This window comes from Hyunsoonleella aquatilis, from assembly GCF_014270105.1.
Taxonomy (GTDB): domain Bacteria; phylum Bacteroidota; class Bacteroidia; order Flavobacteriales; family Flavobacteriaceae; genus Jejuia; species Jejuia aquatilis.
The window spans coordinates 802,081-824,541 of sequence record NZ_JACNMF010000001.1 but is presented as its reverse complement, the minus strand read 5'-3'; the positions used below and the strand labels follow the sequence as shown (position 1 = coordinate 824,541).

Below are 22,461 nucleotides of genomic sequence, written 5' to 3'. Positions count from 1 at the left end.
AAAAGCAGATGCCACAATACGTGGATTACATAAATTTAGAGTCTGTAGTAATCCGAAAAATTAGTTTATAGAAACCCGTTACTATTTTAATACTACACCGGTAACGAAACCTACTCAAACCGAATAGCTTTCACAGGAGAAATCTTGGTAATAATATACGATGGCACCAAAAGCATCAACAAGCAGAGTAGCAACGTTCCCACATTAAGGCCAACCACATAAGTCCAATTTAGATACACCGGAGCTTCGGTCACATAATAGGTATCTGGATTCATCGCGATGGGTTTAAAATATTTTTGGATCAAAAGAAGACCTAATCCCAGAACGTTGCCCCAAAATAGGCCCAAAAGAATCAAGTAGGAAGCGTTGTATAAAAACAGTTTTCTGATGCTCCAGTTGGAACTGCCCAAGGCTTTTAAAATCCCTATCATTTGTGTACGCTCCAAAATCAAAACTAGCAGTGCCGTAATCATATTGATGCCCGCCACTAAAATCATAATGCCGATAATGCCGTAAATGTTTTTATCAAAAATCTTGACCCACTCGATGATGGAGGCAAATTTTTGGTCGATGGTATTAACATCCAAAGTGGACGGTGTATTTTGGAAAATTTCGATGCCCATCCGTTCAATGTCATCGTAATCGTCAATAAACACTTCAAAATTTCCAACTTCATTTTCCTTCCAGCGGTTCATTCTTTGGATATGTCTTAAATTCCCCACCAAATAGGTAGCATCAAAATCCTGAAACCCCGAACTGTAAATGCCCACGATTTCGAAACTTACAATGTTCGGTGGTTTTTCGGTATCATCCTTTAAAAAATACATTTGGAATTTTTCGCCTAAAGCAAAGCCCAATCGGTCAGCCAAATATTTTGAAATCAACACTTCCTCACTCCATTTGGTATCAAAACTTGGTACTCGTCCCTTAACCAGAAATTCATCAAAATACTGCCAATTATAATCGCTCCCCACTCCTTTTAATACAGCGCCTTCAAAATCGGTTTCTGTTCTGATTACCCCGAATTTTGTAGCCACCGCCTGGATGTGTTTTACACCGTCAACCGTTTCAAATTTAGGATAGAACGATTCGGTTTTTTCATCTAAAGCAATGGGGACTATACTTTCTTGGGAGGCATTGCTATCGTAGTTGGTAATAGAAACATGGCCGTTAAATGCCACCACCTTATCACGTATTTTTTGCTGAAGTCCAATGCCTGTCGCAATGGAAATCATCATCACCACCATGCCGATGGCAATGGCCATGATTCCAATTTTTATTATTGGTGCCGAAATGCTACTTTTATACGCTTTACTGCCAATAATGCGTTTAGCTATAAAATACTCGTAATTCAAACTTTTTTATGCGATTTAGCTGTTTCAAAAATAGGGTTTTCCCGATAATAATTGGGCTTGTTTTCGTGATGATTTCCTGTGAGAATGGGAAGAAGACGGAAGACGGAAGACGGAAGACGGAAGTTGCCAAGAATGATGAGACCCTGAAACAATCCCGAAAGCTTTCGGGACAGGGTGATAGCGCATTGGTAGTTGGTGCTGACCAAACTGATGTTTATCTGCCATTATTGTCTAGAAAACGCGTTGGAATTGTTGCAAACCAAACTTCTATTGTTACAAGGAATTTACAGAATATTGATAACCCGGAAATAAGGACTGAAACTAGCTATCATTTAGTTGATTTTCTGAATAGTGATAAACGTATAAACATTGTAAAAGTATTCGCTCCAGAACATGGCTTCAGGGGAAAAGCGGATGCTGGGGAACACGTTAAGGATGGTGTTGATACCAGAACGAATTTACCTATTGTCTCGCTACATGGAAAGCACAGAAAGCCCACACAAGAATCGTTGAAAGATTTGGATATTGTTCTTTTTGACATTCAAGATGTGGGGGTTAGATTTTATACTTATATCTCTACGTTGCACAATGTAATGGAGGCCTGTGCTGAAGCTAAAATCCCTGTTTTAATTTTTGACAGGCCAAACCCGAACGGGCATTATATCGATGGACCAACAATGAAACCAGAACACAGAAGTTTTTTAGGAATGCATACCATCCCATTAGTGCACGGGATGACCATTGGGGAATATGCGCAAATGATTAATGGTGAAAATTGGTTAGCTGATAATTTGCAATGCGAGATAACTGTAATTCCCGTTAAAAATTATACGCATCAAACGTCTTATAGTTTACCGATAAGACCTTCACCTAACCTACCCAATGACAAGTCTATTGAATTGTACCCAAGCCTAGGTTTGTTTGAAGGCACGAATATCAATGCAGGCCGAGGTACGGAGTTTCAATTTCAGCGTTACGGAGCTCCTTTTTTAGATAAAAATGAGATGTCTTTTACCTATACTCCTGTTGCAAATTTTGGAGCAAAATACCCAAAACACAAAGGGACACTTTGTTATGGTGAAGATTTACAAAATGAAGTCGTTAATGGTGAAATGACCTTAAAATGGATAATTAAAGCTTACCAAAATTCAAAAGACAAATCAAAATTTTTTAATACCGATAATTTCACTACACACGCCGGCACAACAGAGCTTCAAAAGCAAATTGAATCCGGGATGTCTGAAACGGATATTAAAGCGACTTGGCAGAAGGATTTGGAAGCTTTCAAACTTATTAGAACAAAATATTTGATTTACCCATAATAGGCTTTGCGTTAGGGATTGAGGCATTTGTTGAAGCTCCTCGACGTAGGAGAGAGCGACTGCCGAAAGCCCGACCCTTTGGGTAACGCCCCAATAAAATAACAGAATTTACTTCTCAGCCCCCATAGTGGGCTTTTCATATTTCTGAAAAGGCTGTTTCAACAATTCGCCAATATTACCATTCTTTTTTTCATCTGGGAACACATCAATGCCGTAAACTATATCGTCGGTATTCATGGTCATAAAAGTACCGAACAAGCGATCCCAAACGGAAAAAATATTGCCATAGTTGGAATCCGTATAGGGTAGCCTATAGTGGTGATGTACCTTGTGCATATCGGGGGAAACAACAACGTAACTTAACATGGTATCTATGCGTTTTGGCAGTTTAATGTTGGAATGGCTGAATTGCGATACGCTGACAGACAGTGCCTGGTACAAAAGAATCAGGGCTATAGGTGTGCCAACAATAAATATTCCGGCCAAGGTAAACACAAAGCGAATTGCACTTTCAAAGGGATGGTGACGATTGGCCGTGGTGGCATCTACATTGTGATCGGTGTGGTGGACCAGGTGAATCATCCATAGAGGTTTTACTTTATGCTCGATTAAATGGGGTAGGTACGCTCCGATTAAATCCATTAGAAATAGACCAACTATAACGTATAGCCACATGGGCGTTTCGGGCAACCAGTTTAAAATCCCAAAATTGTTTGCCATTACCCACTCTGATGAGGCCACAAATAGAAAGGCTAAAGGAATGTTTATCAGTATGGTGGTAATAGTAAAAAATATATTGGGTACTGCATGCCTCCATTTTTTATAGGGCTTACCGTACAATGGCACAATCCCTTCCAAAAACCAAAAAAAGATGAGGCCTCCAACGATGAGCAGGCCACGGTGAAGGGACGGGATGGTTTCGAAGTAGTTTAGTAGGTTTTCCAAAGTGAAATTTTCCTTTAAAGATAAAGAAAAGTGTAATCTCTCGCAAACCTGCCTGCCGGTAGGCAGGGGCGCGAAGACGCAGAGGAAAATCGTCAGAAGTCGAGAAACCCATAACTGAGACTGAGATTGTAAACTAAATTTTAATCCGTTGTTTCATAGCCTCAACAATATTAAAAGCCGCTGGGCAAATGGCTACGTTTTTCAGTGTTAGGTTTGAAATCTGCTGGAACTTCTTTCTGTCCGTATGCGGAAATTCCCGGCAGGCCTTGGGACGAACTTCGTAAATAGAGCAATAATTATCCGCACCTAAAAATGTACACGGCACACTCTGCAAAACATAGTCGTTATCCTCATCCATTCTTAGGTATAGTTCTATAAACTGTTGTGGTTTTAGTTTGAAAAATTTTGAAATGCGCTCAATATCCTTACCCGTAAATAATGGCCCAGTGGTTTTGCAACAATTGGCACATTCTAGACAATCGGTCCGTTTAAATTCTTGCTCATGCAGGTCCTGCATCATGTAATCCAAATCTTTTGGCGGTTTCTTTTTTAATTTCTGAAAGAATTTTTTGTTCTCGTTATGTTTATCTTTGGCGAGCTTTGGGAGGTTTTTGATGACATCTTGCATGGCTTAAAAATACACAAACTTTGTCATTCAGAACGAAGTGAAGAATCTTAAAAATTGAGATGTTTCGACTGCGCTCAACATGACATTATACACGCAATTTTGAAAGATATTTTTGGAAAAGCATTATTGGATTACCATAACGGAAATTATTCAGAGGATATCATTACCTCTACCAGTATTTCCGGTGAAGATATATTGCCCCTTCCCTATTTGTTTCGGGACTTTTCCGAAATGCCTAAATTGGAACAAAGAGCGTTGGAATTGTGCAAAGGCAAAGTTTTGGATGTTGGTTGTGGTGCTGGTAGCCATAGTTTATATCTGCAGAAAAAAGGGTTTGAAGCAAAAGCAATCGATATTTCAGAGGGAGCCATTGAAGTAGCCAAACAAAGAGGTGTTTTGCGTACTGAAGTTTTGAATATTTTGGAAGAAACCGAAAGGTTTGACACCATTTTATTGTTGATGAACGGCACTGGTATTTTTCAGGAATTACGACAAGTTTCCAAATACCTAAAACATCTTAAATCAATATTGAACCCAAACGGACAGATACTAATTGATTCTTCAGATATCAAATATATGTATGATCCCGATAGCTATCGGGATGAAGACGGTGGTCCCGATAGCTATCGGGATTGGATAGACGCCAATGCCAATTATTATGGCGAGCTCGATTATTTTATCAGCTATAAAGGTGAAAAAGAAATTCCACTGAAATGGTTGTATTTGGATTTTCAGACTTTAAAACTAGCTTGCGAAACGGTTAGTTTACAATGTGAATTAGTTTTAGAGGGCGCGCATTTTGATTATTTGACGCAATTGTCGTTATAAAAATTTACAATCGCCTTTACGTCTTTTCTCGTGTACCTTTTGTTTTCAATTTTAGAAACTAAACTAGGGCAATCCTTGAAATACTCTGAAGCTCTCTTTTTAAACGGCTTAAACCCATTGTTAAATAAAAGAAATACTGCTTCATTAGCCCTTACAACAAATTCCCCACCATAAATAGCATTGGTAGATCTACTTACAACGGGCCTTTCAACTAATTGAATTGGTCCATCAATTATCAGTTCCGCAAGACCCAATTTTACCTTTTTTTTTCTTTAGAACAATTACCGGTATGTAAGTTGTTTTTCTTGTTAATCTTCTGCCTTTACTTCTGTAGCTTTCATCCAAAATGGCCTTAATGATTTCTTCAGGGGAAATTTTTTTGCTCTTTTTTTGTTTTAGATCAAAATTAATATATCGCAAATGATCTTTTCCCGATGGATTAAAAAAACCATCCTGATTCGATGAAGAAATAAACACTTTAGCATGCCCGTCGAGGATTTCCCCATTCTTTAAATAGATTTTAGCTTTTATCCAATCCTTACTTTGTGCACAGCCACTATGAATTGCAAAAGCCAAAAATAGGAGGAATATAAAGTTTTTCATGTACGGATTCACTTATGTTAATTCAAATATAAGGTAAAGCTTTTTGAATAGTTAAAAATCCTACTCCAAAATAGTTCGTCCTAAAAATTAAAATTCCATACCGGAAAGATTTTGGCACATAGCTCGGTTTTTGGAAGGGTACATTTTGATTACTTGGCGCGTAGCTTAAGGTTCAAAAACAACACTTATAGATTCTGACGTTCTTACATTTTGGTTAAAATAAACCGCAGGTTTCCAATTAGGCATTTTATCAAATAAATACAAAATCTTATCCCTTACTTCTTGAGTAATCATTTGACCTTTTTCAGGACGCTTTATTCGAACATTTGATACCTTACCATCTTTTTCAATGACAAAATACGTGATAAAATATTCTGTGCCCCATTCAAATTGGTAAGGGTTGGTGCTCGCTCCTAAATAATCTTCTAATGCTTTTACACCACCTTTGAATTTAGGGTATTCGTGAACCCGATAAGTAGAAAAAATACTATCCGATTCGACCCTCTTCTTATATTCCTTTTTATAAATCTCTGTCTTTATAAATCCATCGATAGCCTCCTGCTTAGCTTTTTCAAGGATACTATCACCATACCTTATGGCAAGTAGCTCTTTTGTTTTATTCTTAAAGCATTCATCATATTGAGTACTTACACAACCTCCACTTTCAAATTGAACTCCATATTTTTCCCTGAAATAGCGATTTTTAAAATCATAAAATTCGTTATCTGGGTTATTTCCAATAGTTACTACCAAACCGTAAGAAATCAAAAGATAGTCTCCTTTATGTGCATTTAAAACAGCATCACGTACACCTTCCTCACATGAGAAAGCAACCATTTTGTTTTTATCCTTTCTTGCAAAACAACTAAAACAAAGGAATGCTAAAAAAGTGACGACAAAAAATCTCATTTAAAAATCAAACTTATAAGTAGCCCCAACCAAAAACTGAATACTTTGTACTGGGAAATTTTGCCAACGCTGATAGGCATTATTGGCAATATTGTTGGCCTTGGCGAATACCGAAAACTGGTCGTTAATATGATACCCCAAATGGGCGTTGGCATCAAAAAAGCTATCCAAGTTTACCGTAACCGGGGTTGTCGGCACAAAAGGGTCTACTACAAACATACGGTCCTTGCGCTCGCCTGTATAAATCAGATTGGCACCGGCAAACCAATGTTCGTCAATTTGGTAATCCAAAAACAAGGAACCGACTATATCCGGTAGATTCCAAGCTTCAGCCTCATCATCGGTACTATAGCCAAAATATTCCGCCTTAATGCCCAAGGTGAAATTTCGGTTTACGTCCACATTCAATTCCCCGGCCACACCATAGGTTTTGACGTCATCATATACAATTCCAAAGGAATTCCCATAGGAATAGTGCTGATCGGTCATCAAAGTAATGTCATTATTTCGAAACAAAGCTTTATCCCTATCTGCCTTAAACATACCGCTAACGCTGTAGCTCATATTGCTGGATAGCTTTCCTTTTAGCCCCACATATGCATTATACAATTGATCGGTAGGCGTCACCATTAAAGTTGGAGACACAAAGGGGTTTTCAGATGCAAATCCATGATAGGAATTTTGTATTAGTCCGCCTTGAACACCTCCAAAGGCGATTAAAATTTCATCCACAAGTCTATAGGTTGCCGTAACATTCGGGTAGATAAAAAACTTATTCTTCCCGCCTTCATTATCGTTTAAATAGGTGAGCGTCGCACCAAGATTTACTGTTAAATCGTCTTGTCTTAACTGATACGTCGGCGATAATGCAATGATAAAATTCCCATAATTGAGTTCGCTATTTATGTTGTAACTTCTATCAAAAGCACCGCCAAGATAATCGAATACAAATTCGGTAGAAATCTCCTCGTCATTGATAGGCACATCCACTTTGGCTTTAGCCACAAATCGATTTTCCCCCGAACCTTGATTGTCGCTAAAACGCCTAAAAACAAAGCCCCCCGAATTAATATAAGTATCCTCAAAGGAGATATCCCCGCCAAAATGTGCGGTAGAAAAAGCATGGTCCACATCCAAAGCATCCGCCATTGCCTGAGCCGTTTGGGATGCTGGCACACCATACCAATTATAAATTTGGTACTGAAAACCACCCTCAACATTCCAAGAATAATCACGCTGATGAGACCCGTAGTTTATATTGATTTTGGAGTTTGAAAAATGATCATCAAACTGCACCTCATCAATACCGCCACCAGAGGAATGATGACTAAAATAACCGCCCACACTTTCGGTTCTGTTGATGGCATGGTTGAGATACACTTCGCCCAAAATGGTAGTATACGTTCCCACACCCAATGTGGCATAGTTATCAAACAGCTTTACTGGCTTAGCCTTTTCAACCGTTGCCGCCTTTCCCTTTGCCGGGGTAAACGTTGAAGCCACAGGAAATGAGAAAATATTGTATTGTATCTCCTTTTTTTGGATCTCCTCGTCATCTTCGGTCGAAGGAACCTCTTTTACCTTAAAGGCATCCGAAATTGAGGGCGTATAGGGTTTTACCACATCAATGACTCCAGTATTGAGGGTATCTTTACCTTTCTGTTGCGCCATGGCTATACAACTGCAAAATATTAAAAGTAGAATTGGGATATGTTTGATTTGCTTTCGCATATTTTTTTATTTACGATTGACGATTTTTTGATTTACGATTTTTGATTTATTTTTTCTTTTTATTATTAAAACAATTTTATTGCACTTCGACTGCGCTCAGTGTGACATCAGTTTATTGCTGTATACTGAGACTGCTTACTGTTACTAATCCTGAGGTACGATTGATGAATTCGTCTTGGCTTCTTCCTTTTTAATTCGATTTAATTCTGTTCGAGCTTCGTCCACCACATCATCAAATTGACCGAAGTTTTCTATCACACTTTCTAAAATGTAAGTTGCCTGATAGGCATCGTCTAAAGCATAAAAGTTTTTTGCCATTACTACTAAGCCTTTGGCGCCGTAATATTTATAACCCGAGTAATCCTTTGCCAATTTCTGTGCCGCTGTATTGGAAGCTTTAAATTTTCCGTCCTCATGTTTAAAATAAGCGTCAAAGTAAAGTGCTTCCGCCGCCGTCTCACCGGTAGCCACTTTTTGTACATTTTTATATGCTGATTTGGCTTTGGCTTCATCACCCGTTTTTATGGCCGAACGGGCAATGATGATGTGTGCATCACTTTTGATTTTATTATCAATTTTTGAGCTTTTCAACACCTTTTCGGCATAGGCTACGGCGTCATCATATTGCTCCAACTGATAATTGGCCTTCATTAAATTGGATTGGGCAAACACCACATTTTGAGGATAGTTAGCCTCAGCCTCCAATCGTCTTAACAACGGTATCGCCTCATTCCAATTTTTATTTTCCAAATGGTATTGAGACAATCGCGACAATGCTTCCTCTGTAAACTCGCTTTGCGAAGCCTCCACTACATACTTATAATGAGGCGCTGCATTGGCAATTAAATCCTTTCTGTAGTAAAGTTGCCCCAAATAAAAATGGGCTTGCAAATTGTGGATACCATTGGGAAAATTATTCAAATAACCATTAAATTGCTTGATGGCCACATCGGTATCCCCATCCAAATATTTCTTTTCTGCAGCCTCGTAAGTAGTATTATCCAAATCGGCATCGGTCACCTCAACATAATCCAACTGCTTTACCCAATTGGCATATTCGTCCACTCTGCCCAAATCGATATAAATCAATCTTGCCGTAGAAACTGCTTGCACAGCTTCCGGAGTACCGGGGTAATCGCTAGCCACATTTTTGAACTTTTTTAAAGCCATCTCATTTTTACCGCCATTATAGTGTATCAAACCTTGACGCAATAGGGATTTTGGCACAAAGGAACTCATTCTGTATTCAGAGTTCAACTTATCGTATCTCGCCATGGCCTTTTCAGTTTGATTAGCTTTTACATAGGAGTTTCCAAGTTCGTACAAAGCATCATCTCGAAGTTTGGATTTTGGATATTCGGCAATAAACGTTTCTAGTTCTTTTATCTTTTTTGAAGGGTTTCCGGCATAGCCCGTACTAATTGCTTTTTGAAAGAATGCATAATCGGATTCTACCTCATCCAATCGAATCGCATTATTGTAAGCATCAATCGCTTGACCATATTTACTGGACACAAAATGACCGTCTCCCAAACGCAAATAAGCGTCGTTCAGGCGAACTTTATCGTCCTTTGATTTAGATATAAATTGGTTGAAATACTTTGAAGCTTGGTCGTAATTCTTCAATTTGAAATAGGTATACGCCAAATTGTAATCAATGTTGCCTTGCTCGGGCAGATTCATCCCGACCGCTTGTTGCACAAACTGTTTAAAGCCTACCAACGCATCGTCATAATTCGTTAAATTATAATCTGCCTCGGCTTTCCAATACGTAGCGCGCGCCGTAAATTTTTCGTCCCTCGGTTCACTTAAAGACTTATCAAAAAGGGATTCAGCCGCCAAATATTGGTTTTCGGCAAATAATTCCAATCCTCTATAAAATGCAACCTTTTGATAGGCCATTTTGTTTTCAAAACTTTTCTTTTTTTCCAAAAGATTTAGTGCTTCCTCATAATTTTTGGAGGTGATATACGAATCGATCAAAAGCGTTTCAACCTCTTCTTTGTAAAGTGTTTTCGGGTATTTATCCAAATATCCTGCCAACACTTGCGGTACGGATTGATAAGGATTACCAATTTCATAACTAATCTTGGCATAATTCAACCAAGCATCCTCTTGAATTTTTAAATCGAAATCCATTTGGGACGCATTTCTAAAAGCATTTAAAGCTTCCTGTTTTTTATCCAGTTTGATGTAGCTTTCACCTAAATGATAATAGGCGTTTTGTGCGATACTATTATTGCCCCCGATGATTTTATTGAACTCAGAAATGGCATTTTCATTATCACCTTGCTTGTAATGGGCATAACCCAATTGGTAAAAATCGGTATTGTTCCATTTTGCAGTTCTGTCTCTTTTCCCCTTTTTCCCTTTGTAGGCCTGCAGGTATGGGATGGCTTCGGCATATTGTTCTAAATTGAAGTAACTCTCTCCAATGATTTTCGACAGTTCAGACACTTCCTCATCATCGCTAGAATCCAATCGTGCCTTTGCCAATTCAATGGCTTTTTCAAATTTTCCCAGCTTGAAATTTAAATCCGCTTGGTAGTAGGACAATTTTTCCTTGTAGCGCTCTTGGTCTTCAACCTGTTCAAAATATTCGTTAGCCCTATCGTAATCATCGCCTTCGTAAGCCATAAAACCTATGTAGTATTTGGCCTGCGAACCATACTTAGAAGAGTCTTCCACCTTTGCCAAGTATTTTTTTGCATCTTTATATTGTTTGGTAACAAAAGCCGTATAGCCGTTGTTGAAATAGAATTTTTCACGTTCTTTTTTGGACAGTGCATATTCATCTACTTTATCGTACCACTTTCTGGCATAAGCAAATTTGCCATTAGCAAAATAATAATCCCCAACATCCACAAAGGCCGTGTTGCGCTTGGTACTTGTAGGGTATTCATCAACAAAATCGTTAATCAATTGATCTGCATTTTGTTGATTTAACCGCACAGCACAATTGGCAATATAATAGGTGCAGTCTGACTTTAAATTTTCCTTTTCTGCCGTTTTTTTGATTTGGGCAAAAAGGGATTGTGCCGCCAAATATTGCTGATTGTTATAGAGACTCAAAGCTTTTTGAAAGTCCACCAAATCATTCGTATATACAGCAGATTGTTGCGAAAAAACTTGAAGACAAAGACAAAAAGTGAGGATTGAAATACTACGTTTTAGACTCATTTAGTATTTAATTTTTGTATGAAAAAATTCAAAGATAATTTAATATCATATCCATAACGCAACAATCGTGCTAGAATTATAAACAGAATTACAAAATCCCAAAAACACAAAAACTAAATTCCAAATGTGATACGTTAAGCAAAGAAATAAGAATGGTATTTGCCAACTTTTATAATTTGGAATTTAGCAGTTGGAATTTGGAACTTCGTGCTTTTAACTTTAAACTTGTAGCCTGAAACTTTTTTCCATGCCTGAAACCATTTTACAATTAAAGGATGCTTCCATTTATCAAGGTGAAAATTTAGTGCTCTCCAATGTGAATGTGGAGATTAATAAAGGTGAATTTGTGTACTTAATTGGAAAAACAGGCACAGGAAAAAGTAGTTTTATGAAAACCCTCTACGGCGATTTGCCATTGACCGAGGGAGAAGGTTCAATCGTGGATTACAACCTACATACCTTAAAGGAAAAAGACATCCCTTTTTTAAGACGAAAATTGGGAGTGGTTTTTCAGGATTTTAAATTACTGATTGACAGAACCGTTAACGACAATTTGCTTTTTGTGCTAAAAGCTACGGGTTGGAAAGACAAGAAAAAAATGAATACCCGTGTAGAAGAAGTGCTGACCAAAGTGGGAATGAAAACTAAAGGGTTTAAATTCCCACACGAACTTTCTGGTGGCGAACAGCAACGCGTAGCTATTGCAAGAGCTTTGCTAAACAACCCTGAACTTATTCTTGCTGATGAGCCTACGGGAAATCTCGACCCCCAAACTAGTGTAGAGGTTATGGAAGTTTTGCAGGATATCAACAAAAATGGCAATACCATTCTTATGGCCACCCACGACTATGCATTACTTTTAAAGTACCCGAGCAAAACTTTGAAGTGTGATGAGAATCAAGTGTATGAAGTGGTGCAACGGAAGGCATAATTATGCTATCAATTTTAATTCCAACATACAATTATGACGTTACTGCACTTGTAGAAGAGCTTTATCAGCAATGCGTCGATTGTAGCATTCAATTTGAAATATTGGTGTTTGATGACGGCTCCAATTCGAGTTTAAACTCCCAAAACAAAAGCATTAAAAATTTAAATAATTGTGAGTTTAAGTCCCTAGAAAAAAACATAGGTAGAAGTGCCATAAGAAATTTACTCGCAAAGCATTCCAGGTTCGAAAATTTATTATTCCTTGATTCTGATGTTTTGCCTGAGAGCAGTAATTTCATACAAAATTATGTGAATTGCAAGCAGATGGATGTTGTTTCTGGCAGGATTGTTGAAACTAAAACTCCACCAAAAAAACCTAAAAGGTTGCGTTGGCTTTACACAAAAAAAAGGGAACGCTCCGAAATTACCTCTGCCAATTTTTTGATAAAAAAAGAATTAATAGTTCAGAATAAATTTAACGAATCTTTGAAGTCCTATGGGTATGAGGATGTGTTTTTTTTCAATGCGCTAAGACGGATGGGGATACAAATTAATACCATTAAAAACCCGGTAATACACTTAGGAAATGATGATGCCAATGATTTTTTATTAAAAACGAATTCTGCACTAGACAATTTAATGCTTTCAATAAAAAACAATGATACAAAAGCGGAACACCACAGAATTGCGAAAACTTTCCTTTGGTTTTTCAAATTGGGGCTAGTTGGTCTAATTTCAAAATTATTTTTGATAGCCAAGCCTTTATTAATCCAAAACTTCAACTCATCATACCCGTTGATTTTTCTTTATGATTTTTATAGATTGGGATACTTTAGCACCCTTAAAACGAAAAAATAAAATACCGCCACTCTTCTTTATTTTAATTTAGATTATAGTAAATTGCCACAATTGAACCACAACATGATTGAAAAATTAAAATTTTGAAAACAACATATCTAATTACCGGTGGAGCGGGAAATATAGGAAGTTGTCTTGCATTGAACTTGGCTAAGGATGAAAACAACTTTGTGGTCATTGCAGATAACTTATCTACGGGTTCTTTGCGGAAAGTACCAGAGTACCCCAACATCAAGTTTATCAAAACCAATGTAAACTTTTATAAAGACATTGCTCCAGTTTTTTCTCGTTTTGATTTTGATTATGTATTTCACTTTGCGGCCTTGGTAGGTGTTTCTCGTACATTGGAAAACCCAATAGGTGTATTGGAGGATATAGAAGGCATAAAAAACATATTGTCCCTTTCCAAAAATACTGGGGTAAAGCGCGTGTTTTATTCAAGTTCCTCTGAAGTTTATGGAGAACCTTTTGAAATTCCCCAAAATGAAAACACCACACCCTTAAATTCAAGACTGCCCTATGCTATTGTAAAGAATGTAGGTGAGGCCTTCTTTAAATCTTACCACAGAGAATATGGATTAGAATACACTATTTTTAGATTCTTCAATACATATGGCCCCAACCAGAGTGAAGATTTCGTACTGCCAAGATTTTTAAGATCCGCTATGCAAAATAAGCCATTGTATATCAATGGAGATGGCCTCCAAACCAGGACTTTTTGTTTTGTTGATGATACGATAGACATTTGTATAAAGGCCATTGATCACATCGAGTGCAAAAATCAGGTGCTCAATGTTGGAAGCGACAAAGAACAGACTATCTTATCGCTTGCCGAACATATTTTAAAGATCACAAACTCCAAAAGTGAAATAATACATAGACCACCATTGAAAGAAGGCGATATGGCCAGGCGTTGCCCCGATACCTCCAAAATGAAAACTATTTTGGAAAGGGAATTATTGCCTTTAGACGAAGGCATTAAACGCTTATTCGACCATTATAAAAAAAATGCTAATGCACGTATAGATCAAAGTTGAATTGAATATCCGCCATCAATATCGTACAGCTACACAATAGATCTTTGAAAACATTTGCCTGCTCGGCTAAGCTAATTTTTAATACTATATAGAACTAATCATATTTTACCCAATTAAACTAGAACAATCATGCCTTTTTTTTCGGTTGTAATCCCTTTGTATAACAAGGAAAACTACATCAAAGACACCCTCCTAACAGTTTTAAACCAAACCTTTAAGGATTTTGAGGTAATCATTGTCAACGACGGGAGTACGGACAACAGTGTCCAGATAGTAGATGGTTTTTCGGACAACCGGATCATTTTAATAAACCAAAAAAACCAGGGGCTTTCTGGAGCCAGAAATACGGGCATAAAAAATGCTTCGGCCGACTTCATTACTTTTATTGATGCCGATGATTTCTGGACAGAAAGACATTTAGAGCAACTTTACGACTTGATTAAGCTATACCCAAATATGGGAATCTACGCTTCTGGCTATACCTTGAAAAAATCCGACACCATTTCTCATAGAGCTCAGTTTAATGGTCTGCCAAATAACTTTAAAGGCATAGTCCCTAATTTTTTTAAACATTCGCTCCAAAGTTGTATCGCTTTAACGGATTCTATTGCGATACCTAAAAGAGTGTTTGATGATGTTGGTGATTATGATACTGAAATCTACTCAGAACAGGACACCGACTTATATATAAGGATAGCACTGAAATATGAAGTAGCGTTAGACGACACTATGGTTACGGCTATATACAATAGAACCATGGAAGACAACATGTCCAATTTTTCGCAAAAAAAAGAAATCCCCAAATTGTTGCATGCTTATAAGCAAGAAGAGTCAAAAGACCCTCATTTAAAACGGTTTTTGGACTACAATAGGTTCTCTAATTATATCTACCTAAAACTGTCATCCAATAAAAAGTTAGCCAAGGAACTACTACATGATATTGATTTTAAAAACCTAACTTTAGTGCAGCGCACATTAATCAAACTACCTATTGGATTGCTCAAAATCTTGTTCAACATTAAAACAAAACTTAAGCTAAATGCCGCAGGGGTCTTTAAGCCAAGGAAAACTGTCTAAAATGGACTATTTCAAAACAACTGCTCCCATTGAGCTATAATTTTTTCTTCTGAAAACGGATTTGGCCTTTCCTCCAAATTTGCTTTGATAGACGCGTAAAAATCCTTGTCTAAAATCATTTTGTCCATTGCTTCCGTTAGCTTTTCACTATTTTGGTCTTCCACCAAAAGGCCGTTAATATTGTGCCGAATGATTTCACTGGGGCCACTTTTGCAATCAAAAGATATTACTGGTGTTTTTAAAGCCAAAGCCTCAATCAGCACCATCGGAAAGCCTTCAGATTTACTAGACATTATCAATGCTCTAGAATATTGTATGTATGTATCGGCATCATTTCTAAAGCCAAGAAGTTCTATATAGTCTTGCAAATTCAACTTTAAGATAAGTTGCTCTAAATATTTCCGTTCACAACCTTCACCCAAAATAAGTAGCTTTATATTTTTTTCACGCAGCGAAGAATTAAAATAGGATTTAATCAGTACATCGAATTGCTTTACTTTTTCCAACCGGCCAACTGCTATTGCGTAATTATGCTCAGGAACAATTTCGAGCCTCTTCTTTTTTAGAATTACATAATTATAAATGACATCGCTTTCAAAATTATATAGTTGCTTTATTTGTTGCTTTATATCCTTGCTCACAACTACAATTTTATTTTTCTTTGCCATGGTTTGGCGCGCCAAAAAAATATTTGAAACAGACAGGTATTGGGAATCATTGTGCCAGCAATAAACAACTTTTAAACCATTAAATACAACCTTCGCAAACAAAAATTCCTTTAAAAATTTGTCCCGCACTCTATGGTCAATAATCACGTCAAACTGGTGTTGCCTAAAAAAAGCTCTAAACTTTAAAAAGGCCTGAAATCTATTATGTTGCGCCTTTACTTTTCCAAAATTATAGAGTGTCCCGGCATATTCGTAATCTATTTCATCCTTCATGGAAACAATCCAAACATCATAGCCTCTTTTGCTTAAGGAAACGGACATATTCGCAGCCATTTTTTCGGCACCCCCTAAACTTAAACAATCGGCAAGTAAACAAATTTTCATATTAAGGATTGCTTTCGAAATAGGTATCAAAATCTACTTTGTCCAGGACCGTTCTTTTTCTTTCGACAAAACTATCGCTAAAGATGCTCCGTTTTAAATCCGTACTCTTATGGGACACTCCAAAAACGTGGCAAATGCTTTCAAAGGTATGATCGGCCATGAATTTCCTATTCGGTACATATTCAAAATCAGAAGGCAATTCAAAAGCATTGGAAGCCCACAACAAAAATGGAATCTCAAACATCGGCTTAGTCAAAATCTCCTCGGAGCGTCCGAAAAAATCGGTACCCTCATCATAAATATTTTCGCCGTGGTCCGAGATATAAAATAGGGCACTTTTTTGTTGTTCCTGTTTCAGCTTATCAATTAAAGATGACACGATAAAATCGTTGTACAGTACTGCATTGTCGTAATATCTATTAGCCAATTCAGCTTCGGAAAGCCCCTCAGTTTCTTTGGCAAAAACATTGAACTTTTCTGGATATCGTTTGCTATAATCAAAATGTGTCCCAATCAACCGTAGCACAATCAATTTTTTACCTGGTTTTTTTAAAATTTCTGTATAATCGGGCAACAATACATCATCCGTAACCAGCGTGTGTTTATCTATCAAATGATTATAAAACTTAAACCAATCTGAAGCTGAAGCGATTTTACTAATGGCATTATCGTGATAGCTAATGGCTCGTTGGTTGGACAGCCAATAGGTATCAAATCCTGCTATATTGAACAATTCTACAATATGGATCAACTCTTCATCCTTCGAATCTATATCAAGTGAACTAATTATTTTAGGCGTGGATTTCAACGTAAGCACGTCGGTGGAAATTACCTCATTATAAACATACAGACTGTCTTTCATTGCACTCAATAGCGGGGTAGTTTCCCTATGATGTCCATACAATTGCATGTGACCCCTAGCAGTGGATTCGCCCAACACAAATACCAGCAGTTCGTTATCCGAACTTATAATGACATCTTCTTTTTTAATCGTCGTACTAAACTGCATGCTATTTTGCAGATCGATATAACCGTAAATGCCCCTTACAGTATTATGATAGGCGTTGCTTTCAATTGCACCGGTAAACTTTAAGCCAGCCGTTATTAAAAGAACTCCTAAAACTCCCATCAATTTGTGATATTTATGATATGCTCTGAAACTATGCCTTCGAATAACGAAAAACAAAATAATATTCAAAACAATGAAAAGAACGATGGGCACGCTCACATAAGAACTTGTAAACTCGCTAAATTCCTGAGGATTAGACTCCAACAGCAAGTACATAAAGGACGACGAAAAATTGGATGATACGGCTAAATACGAAGTGGTTTCCAAAACGACATACAGGACATAAACAAAGCAAATTAAATCCTTATAGAACTGTTTTTTAACCAGATTGCTGTACAGCAGAAAAAGAATCACCCAAAAGAAAAATACATCTTCAATAATATCCTCAACATCAAACAAAGCCCAATCCATAAACAACAGTTGGAATGCATATTTAAGTAACATTGGCATTCCCAAAATCAAAATGCTGTGGTGTTTTTTAAACATGGGCTTTAAGGTATTTTGAATTGTTAAAATATACAGAAAGGGCTACAGCAACCAAATACAGTATTGTACTTAAAATATAGGCGTAAAACACACCATGGAGGCTGTACAAATTGATAAAATACAGGCTTAACACATAAAACGACAGGTATAAAATGGCATCCGTTATCACATAAAACCTCACCATTTTTTTTGCATGAAATTGGTATGCAATCGAAAAGGCCATAATTTTTATAAAATCACCAATTAACTGCAAATAAAAGAATTGTTCAATGGTGCTAAAGGCATCCGTTAAAAATATCTGTATGACCAAATTCCTAAAGAGGAACAAACCTAAAAACAATGCCAAAACAATCGGTATCAAATACTTAAAATAGGTTTTCATTATGCCGTAATATCCTGAAACAGTTTTGTTTATTGATAACTGTGGTAACAAATACAAGGTGTATAAGGATGAAAAGAATATCATATAAAATGATGATATTTTGTTCATGGCTTCCCAAAGGCCAGCAGTATCCGTATCAATGTCAGCAATAATTTTGTTCCGAATAAAAAGATATACCAAACTTAGCAAAATTGAGGAATAGGTGGCCATTGCAACATACGTTCCGATAGACTTCATAAATTTTGACGAAAACCTCTTTAAGTTTGCAACTGCTTCCAGGAATACATCCCTAATATCCTTAAAAAACAAACTTGAAATAAAGCTCAAACTCGGCACCACAATACTGGCCATGAGCGCGCCTTCCAAATTGTAAAAATATATCAGAACAAATGTGAGTCCGGCATTTAGAAGGTTGGAAATGGTAATCAAAGCGGTATAAAGCCTAAACTTTTGCAGACCATTGGCAATATATACCATTAAAAAGCTTAATGAAATCAACGGTAAAAGAATGGCTAAATATTTAAAAACAAACCTGAGCGAATCGTCCTTTAAAACAGAAGTACTCAAATATCTCGAAAATACAAAGAAGAACAGTCCCACAATTAAAGAAAGACCTAAACTTAAAGCCAACGCCGAAGCCACTACAGTTGGCAATTGCTTTTTATCGGCCTTGTTCTCCGCAATATATTTAATAACACCACTTTCAAGACCCGTTGACGTCACCCCCAAAGCTCCTTGAAGAACATTTTTCAAATTACCGACAATGGCGTATCCCGAAGGCCCTAAATAGATCGCACTTACTTTTGACACTATAAATGATGCCACTAGCTTTCCAACCACCACCACGCTGTTAAAGGAAAAAACTTTTAAAAATGGGTTATCAGAAACTTTTTTTAACACGGTTGCGTTTGTTTTGTAAGCATAGGCTATAAGCAATCAATATTAGACATAATAAAAGACATTTGCAATCTAATAGAATTAACGTTCATGCTTTATGAAAACCATTTCTCCATCATTATTAAGGACTTCATATATGCCTTTTGGCCCACCTTCATCAATTGGCACATAACTTTTATCTTCCTGCAAATAATTCAAATAAGACTTGTTTTCGCCCAGATGGGAAAATAAAATCCGAAAGAAATTGACGCTGGAAACTAGCTTATCCTCAAACTCAGGAGCTCCGTTTGACCATTTAATGGCCAGAACAGATGTAAAAACAGAGGAAACCAAATTGGCATCCGTTTGTTTTATTCTGCACTCCCCCATAGCTTTAAGCCCAACACCTCCACCATGATCTGCCATAATTATTATCATAGCATTCTTATCATTTTTTAATATGATATCGACCATATCTTGCAACCAAATGTTGGCCTTTTTAACTTGGTCTAAATAATCGGTACGTTCTTGATCTATCCCCACAGACCTTGAAACATCCGTCGAGATGTGCCCCGGGGTCAGTTTTTCAATAAAATAAAAATTATTGGTGTTTTTATTTTCGACAATAGTCTGTTCTACATCAAGTTTTAGGTCCTTCTTAAATTCAAAACCTCTTGTAGAATAGGGTATTTTTCTATAATTGATATTACAATAATCATAGTGTATTTGAGGTCTGTTGGCCAACAGGTATGGGGCTTCCAACATCAAAAATGTTTTATAATCGTTACGTTTAAAAATTGAAACTACTGGATTGTCCCCTGCTATGATATCCCTAGCGTTCATCAATTCCTTTCGGAAATATTTTGTGTTGTGATAATAATGGTGCTTCATCGCGAAAAGGGAACTGTTGGAGCTCAATGTCGTATAATAATTGCTTCTAAAACCACTATATGTTTTAAAGCCCTTTTCTGCCAAAAATCCTTCAAATTGGCTATTATCAAGACTATAAGGATCGTCCTTCAGAGCATTAAAATTAGCATACCCATCCGGTTGGATCACATAAATATTGGGCCGTGTTTTGAATACGACATCCTCAATAGCATCTGGTTGTTCCATCCATGCATCCGAATAAGCTACGGAACCGTACATTTCAGGTATTAATTTGGGAGAAATCAAAAGCACCAATAAAAACTGAAACACTAAAACTTTCCTGAAATGGTTATGCAATAAAATACCTAACACAAATGCAACGCTCAGAGCAACAGGCAATGCTTTACCATTGAAGCCATAAGTACATAAAACAACCAAGGACGTAAAAAAACTAAAATTCAAAACGGGGGCAGTATATTTTTTATACTGACTAAGCCCTTTTATTTTATGGAATATGAGGCGCGCAAATAAAATAGATAGGCACGGAACTATCAAAAATATAGTCACGAAAAACAGAAACTGAGGCCATGAATTTATTAATGTAAAGTTTGCATTATAATAATACAACAAGGGGTACAATCCGGAAGCAATACCTGCCAAGATCCAGAAGCCCTTTACATTTTTTTCACCTGAAATAAAGGCGATAACTCGTTTTCTTAAATGACCAATCATGATTTTGCTTTTAAGAAATACATTATCCTTTCAGAATCAGAAATGGGCTCTTTTTTAATTATATCGAAATAATTGTTATAAGCCTTTTCAAAATTTTCCAAAGTATAAAAATCAAAGTGTGACTTAAATTCGCCTTTGGTGTTTAACAAACGCTGCACCCATGAGTCCTCTCGCTTGGGAAACTCAATAATCAAATATTTTGAAAAAGTCGCAAAAAATCTGGCGGACATATCGAAGGTCGCATTATTTGATAACGACAAATGATGTATCAAAGCTAAAGCCATAGTAACATCGGGCCGAAACGCCTTAATACGACCGAGGAACGATTGGCGCTCTTTATTATTGAAACCAATGGATGGCGAAGGATTGGACAAATCCAAAACAAAGGGCAACATGTTATTTTCAGAATTGCTTTTCATTTGCTTGTAATTGTCGTCCACGGCATTATTGTCGATATCGCAGACTAAGGCTAACTCAAAGTCCAACTCCATCTTTCGCACGAAAAGCCCATTATTCCCCCCCACATCAAAAATAGTTTTTGCTTTTGTGCCTTCCAAGAAGGTATTGATTATGCCTGTTTTCTTTTGAAATGCAATATCACTGTAATTTGTTTTATTGTAGTAATCTCCCCATTCCGTATCTTGCTTGAGGGACAACCCTTTGATGTAATTATATAAGCTTTTTATGATCTTCAACTGGCCTTGTTTGGACAAGCTTTTTGTCTTGGAATTCCCTTCATAATCTTCGCTATGCCCACTTTCAAATTTTGCCAACAAGTGTATGTTGGTATATAATGTTGGATTGAATCTGGTTTTAAATGGCAACATGGAAGCTATAATTTCAGCAGGGATACCATCCATATAATTGCTCATCAGGGTTATAACAGAAGTACCGTGGTAACTGGCCAAAACCAGTGGCCCTAGAAAATGGGTCACAAACTGCTTATAAGCTCGCCAAGGCTTGTTTTCTTCATAAAAATCGATGGAGAGCGTATCTATAAAAACGGCCTTTCCCTTATGGAAAACCACATTGAATGCCGATGCGTCTTTAAGTGAATAGCCATGATCCAAACAAAACTTTTGGAGTTTAAGAGTTAGCAAAGCCGCTTCCTTGTATTGATTGAAACTCCATTCATAGGGAAACGTAATGAAAGGAACCTGTTCAGGTTCTATGACAATTATATCGTCATTTGAAAGAAGTTGTTTGTGGGGAATGAGCAGTCCCGCTTTAAATAGCTTTGAGTAAAACCCAGAATCTTTTAAGGAATGGTATTGCTTGAAATAAATGGGAAATATACAGCGTCGGATGACACCTTCTTCTTCAAAAATATAGCCTGAAGGGTCGCGGAAGGAAGAAGCATGTTGATTATTTATTTTCAAAGTGCTTTTCTTCTTCTATTTCGGAGTCTTCAACTTCGATATCATTGAATAAATCGTCCTGATCGGGTTTTACAATCCCGAGGAATAGCTTGACTTTATACATTAAATTTTTAGAGAACAACACTACCCCAGCAACCGCTGCTACAATGGCTTGCACAATTAAAGCTCCTAAACCGGGATCAAAATATAATAAAACCATAATAAAATTCAGT

At 37.1% G+C, this 22,461-nt stretch carries 19 protein-coding genes; 6 read left to right on the top strand and 13 right to left on the bottom strand.

Annotated elements, in window-relative coordinates:
* Nucleotides 1-110: 110 nt before the first annotated feature.
* Complete coding sequence (locus H7U19_RS03535; RefSeq protein ID WP_186558893.1) at nucleotides 111-1,355, bottom strand: ABC transporter permease; 1,245 nt, start codon at nucleotides 1,353-1,355, stop codon at nucleotides 111-113.
* A gap of 8 nt (nucleotides 1,356-1,363) precedes the next feature.
* Between H7U19_RS03535 and H7U19_RS03530 the strand changes: the two genes are divergently transcribed.
* Nucleotides 1,364-2,677, top strand: a complete 1,314-nt coding sequence (locus H7U19_RS03530; RefSeq protein WP_186558890.1) for an exo-beta-N-acetylmuramidase NamZ family protein — start codon at nucleotides 1,364-1,366, stop codon at nucleotides 2,675-2,677.
* A 108-nt stretch (nucleotides 2,678-2,785) separates the two neighbouring features.
* On the opposite strand, the gene H7U19_RS03525 is transcribed toward H7U19_RS03530, so the two are convergent.
* Together H7U19_RS03525 and H7U19_RS03520 are read right to left on the bottom strand one after the other, a co-directional pair.
* Entirely contained in the window at nucleotides 2,786-3,622 is an 837-nt protein-coding gene (locus tag H7U19_RS03525) for a sterol desaturase family protein (RefSeq protein WP_186558888.1), read from the bottom strand.
* A gap of 133 nt (nucleotides 3,623-3,755) precedes the next feature.
* Complete coding sequence (locus tag H7U19_RS03520; protein WP_186558886.1) at nucleotides 3,756-4,250, bottom strand: YkgJ family cysteine cluster protein; 495 nt, start codon at nucleotides 4,248-4,250, stop codon at nucleotides 3,756-3,758.
* A 99-nt stretch (nucleotides 4,251-4,349) separates the two neighbouring features.
* Here H7U19_RS03520 and H7U19_RS03515 point away from each other — a divergent pair, with 99 nt between their 5' ends.
* Entirely contained in the window at nucleotides 4,350-5,078 is a 729-nt protein-coding gene (locus H7U19_RS03515; protein WP_186558883.1) for a class I SAM-dependent methyltransferase, read from the top strand.
* Between the two features lie 228 nt (nucleotides 5,079-5,306).
* Here H7U19_RS03515 and H7U19_RS03510 read toward each other — a convergent pair whose 3' ends face one another.
* The 4 genes from H7U19_RS03510 to H7U19_RS03495 all read right to left on the bottom strand — a co-directional run bounded on the left by H7U19_RS03510 (nucleotide 5,307) and on the right by H7U19_RS03495 (nucleotide 11,501).
* On the bottom strand, nucleotides 5,307-5,681 hold the full coding sequence (locus tag H7U19_RS03510; protein WP_186558880.1) for a hypothetical protein: 375 nt from the start codon (nucleotides 5,679-5,681) through the stop codon (nucleotides 5,307-5,309).
* Nucleotides 5,682-5,846: 165 nt separating this feature from the next.
* Nucleotides 5,847-6,518, bottom strand: a complete 672-nt coding sequence (locus H7U19_RS03505; protein WP_186558877.1) for a hypothetical protein — start codon at nucleotides 6,516-6,518, stop codon at nucleotides 5,847-5,849.
* A 72-nt stretch (nucleotides 6,519-6,590) separates the two neighbouring features.
* Nucleotides 6,591-8,321, bottom strand: a complete 1,731-nt coding sequence (locus H7U19_RS03500) for a TonB-dependent receptor (RefSeq protein WP_186558876.1) — start codon at nucleotides 8,319-8,321, stop codon at nucleotides 6,591-6,593.
* Nucleotides 8,322-8,465: 144 nt separating this feature from the next.
* Entirely contained in the window at nucleotides 8,466-11,501 is a 3,036-nt protein-coding gene (locus H7U19_RS03495) for a tetratricopeptide repeat protein (RefSeq protein ID WP_186558873.1), read from the bottom strand.
* A gap of 247 nt (nucleotides 11,502-11,748) precedes the next feature.
* On the opposite strand from H7U19_RS03495, the gene H7U19_RS03490 reads away from it, so the two are divergent.
* The 4 genes from H7U19_RS03490 to H7U19_RS03475 all read left to right on the top strand — a co-directional run bounded on the left by H7U19_RS03490 (nucleotide 11,749) and on the right by H7U19_RS03475 (nucleotide 15,403).
* Nucleotides 11,749-12,432, top strand: a complete 684-nt coding sequence (locus tag H7U19_RS03490) for a cell division ATP-binding protein FtsE (protein WP_186558870.1) — start codon at nucleotides 11,749-11,751, stop codon at nucleotides 12,430-12,432.
* Between the two features lie 2 nt (nucleotides 12,433-12,434).
* Entirely contained in the window at nucleotides 12,435-13,289 is an 855-nt protein-coding gene (locus H7U19_RS03485) for a glycosyltransferase family 2 protein (protein WP_186558857.1), read from the top strand.
* 83 nt (nucleotides 13,290-13,372) lie between these two features.
* On the top strand, nucleotides 13,373-14,326 hold the full coding sequence (locus H7U19_RS03480; protein ID WP_222597368.1) for an NAD-dependent epimerase/dehydratase family protein: 954 nt from the start codon (nucleotides 13,373-13,375) through the stop codon (nucleotides 14,324-14,326).
* A 129-nt stretch (nucleotides 14,327-14,455) separates the two neighbouring features.
* Entirely contained in the window at nucleotides 14,456-15,403 is a 948-nt protein-coding gene (locus tag H7U19_RS03475) for a glycosyltransferase family 2 protein (RefSeq protein ID WP_186558854.1), read from the top strand.
* A gap of 11 nt (nucleotides 15,404-15,414) precedes the next feature.
* Here H7U19_RS03475 and H7U19_RS03470 read toward each other — a convergent pair whose 3' ends face one another.
* From H7U19_RS03470 to H7U19_RS03445, 6 genes are all read right to left on the bottom strand, one after another.
* On the bottom strand, nucleotides 15,415-16,455 hold the full coding sequence (locus tag H7U19_RS03470; RefSeq protein WP_186558853.1) for a glycosyltransferase: 1,041 nt from the start codon (nucleotides 16,453-16,455) through the stop codon (nucleotides 15,415-15,417).
* Between the two features lies 1 nt (nucleotide 16,456).
* Nucleotides 16,457-18,010, bottom strand: coding sequence for a phosphoethanolamine transferase (locus H7U19_RS03465; RefSeq protein ID WP_186558850.1), 1,554 nt, complete (start codon nucleotides 18,008-18,010; stop codon nucleotides 16,457-16,459).
* Entirely contained in the window at nucleotides 18,003-19,292 is a 1,290-nt protein-coding gene (locus tag H7U19_RS03460) for an O-antigen translocase (protein ID WP_186558847.1), read from the bottom strand. The genes H7U19_RS03465 and H7U19_RS03460 overlap by 8 nt, the downstream gene beginning before the upstream one ends.
* A gap of 78 nt (nucleotides 19,293-19,370) precedes the next feature.
* Entirely contained in the window at nucleotides 19,371-20,870 is a 1,500-nt protein-coding gene (locus H7U19_RS03455) for a hypothetical protein (RefSeq protein WP_186558845.1), read from the bottom strand.
* Nucleotides 20,867-22,249, bottom strand: coding sequence for a class I SAM-dependent methyltransferase (locus H7U19_RS03450; protein WP_186558841.1), 1,383 nt, complete (start codon nucleotides 22,247-22,249; stop codon nucleotides 20,867-20,869). The genes H7U19_RS03455 and H7U19_RS03450 overlap by 4 nt, the downstream gene beginning before the upstream one ends.
* Complete coding sequence (locus H7U19_RS03445) at nucleotides 22,236-22,448, bottom strand: hypothetical protein (RefSeq protein ID WP_186558838.1); 213 nt, start codon at nucleotides 22,446-22,448, stop codon at nucleotides 22,236-22,238. The genes H7U19_RS03450 and H7U19_RS03445 overlap by 14 nt, the downstream gene beginning before the upstream one ends.
* Nucleotides 22,449-22,461: the final 13 nt, after the last annotated feature.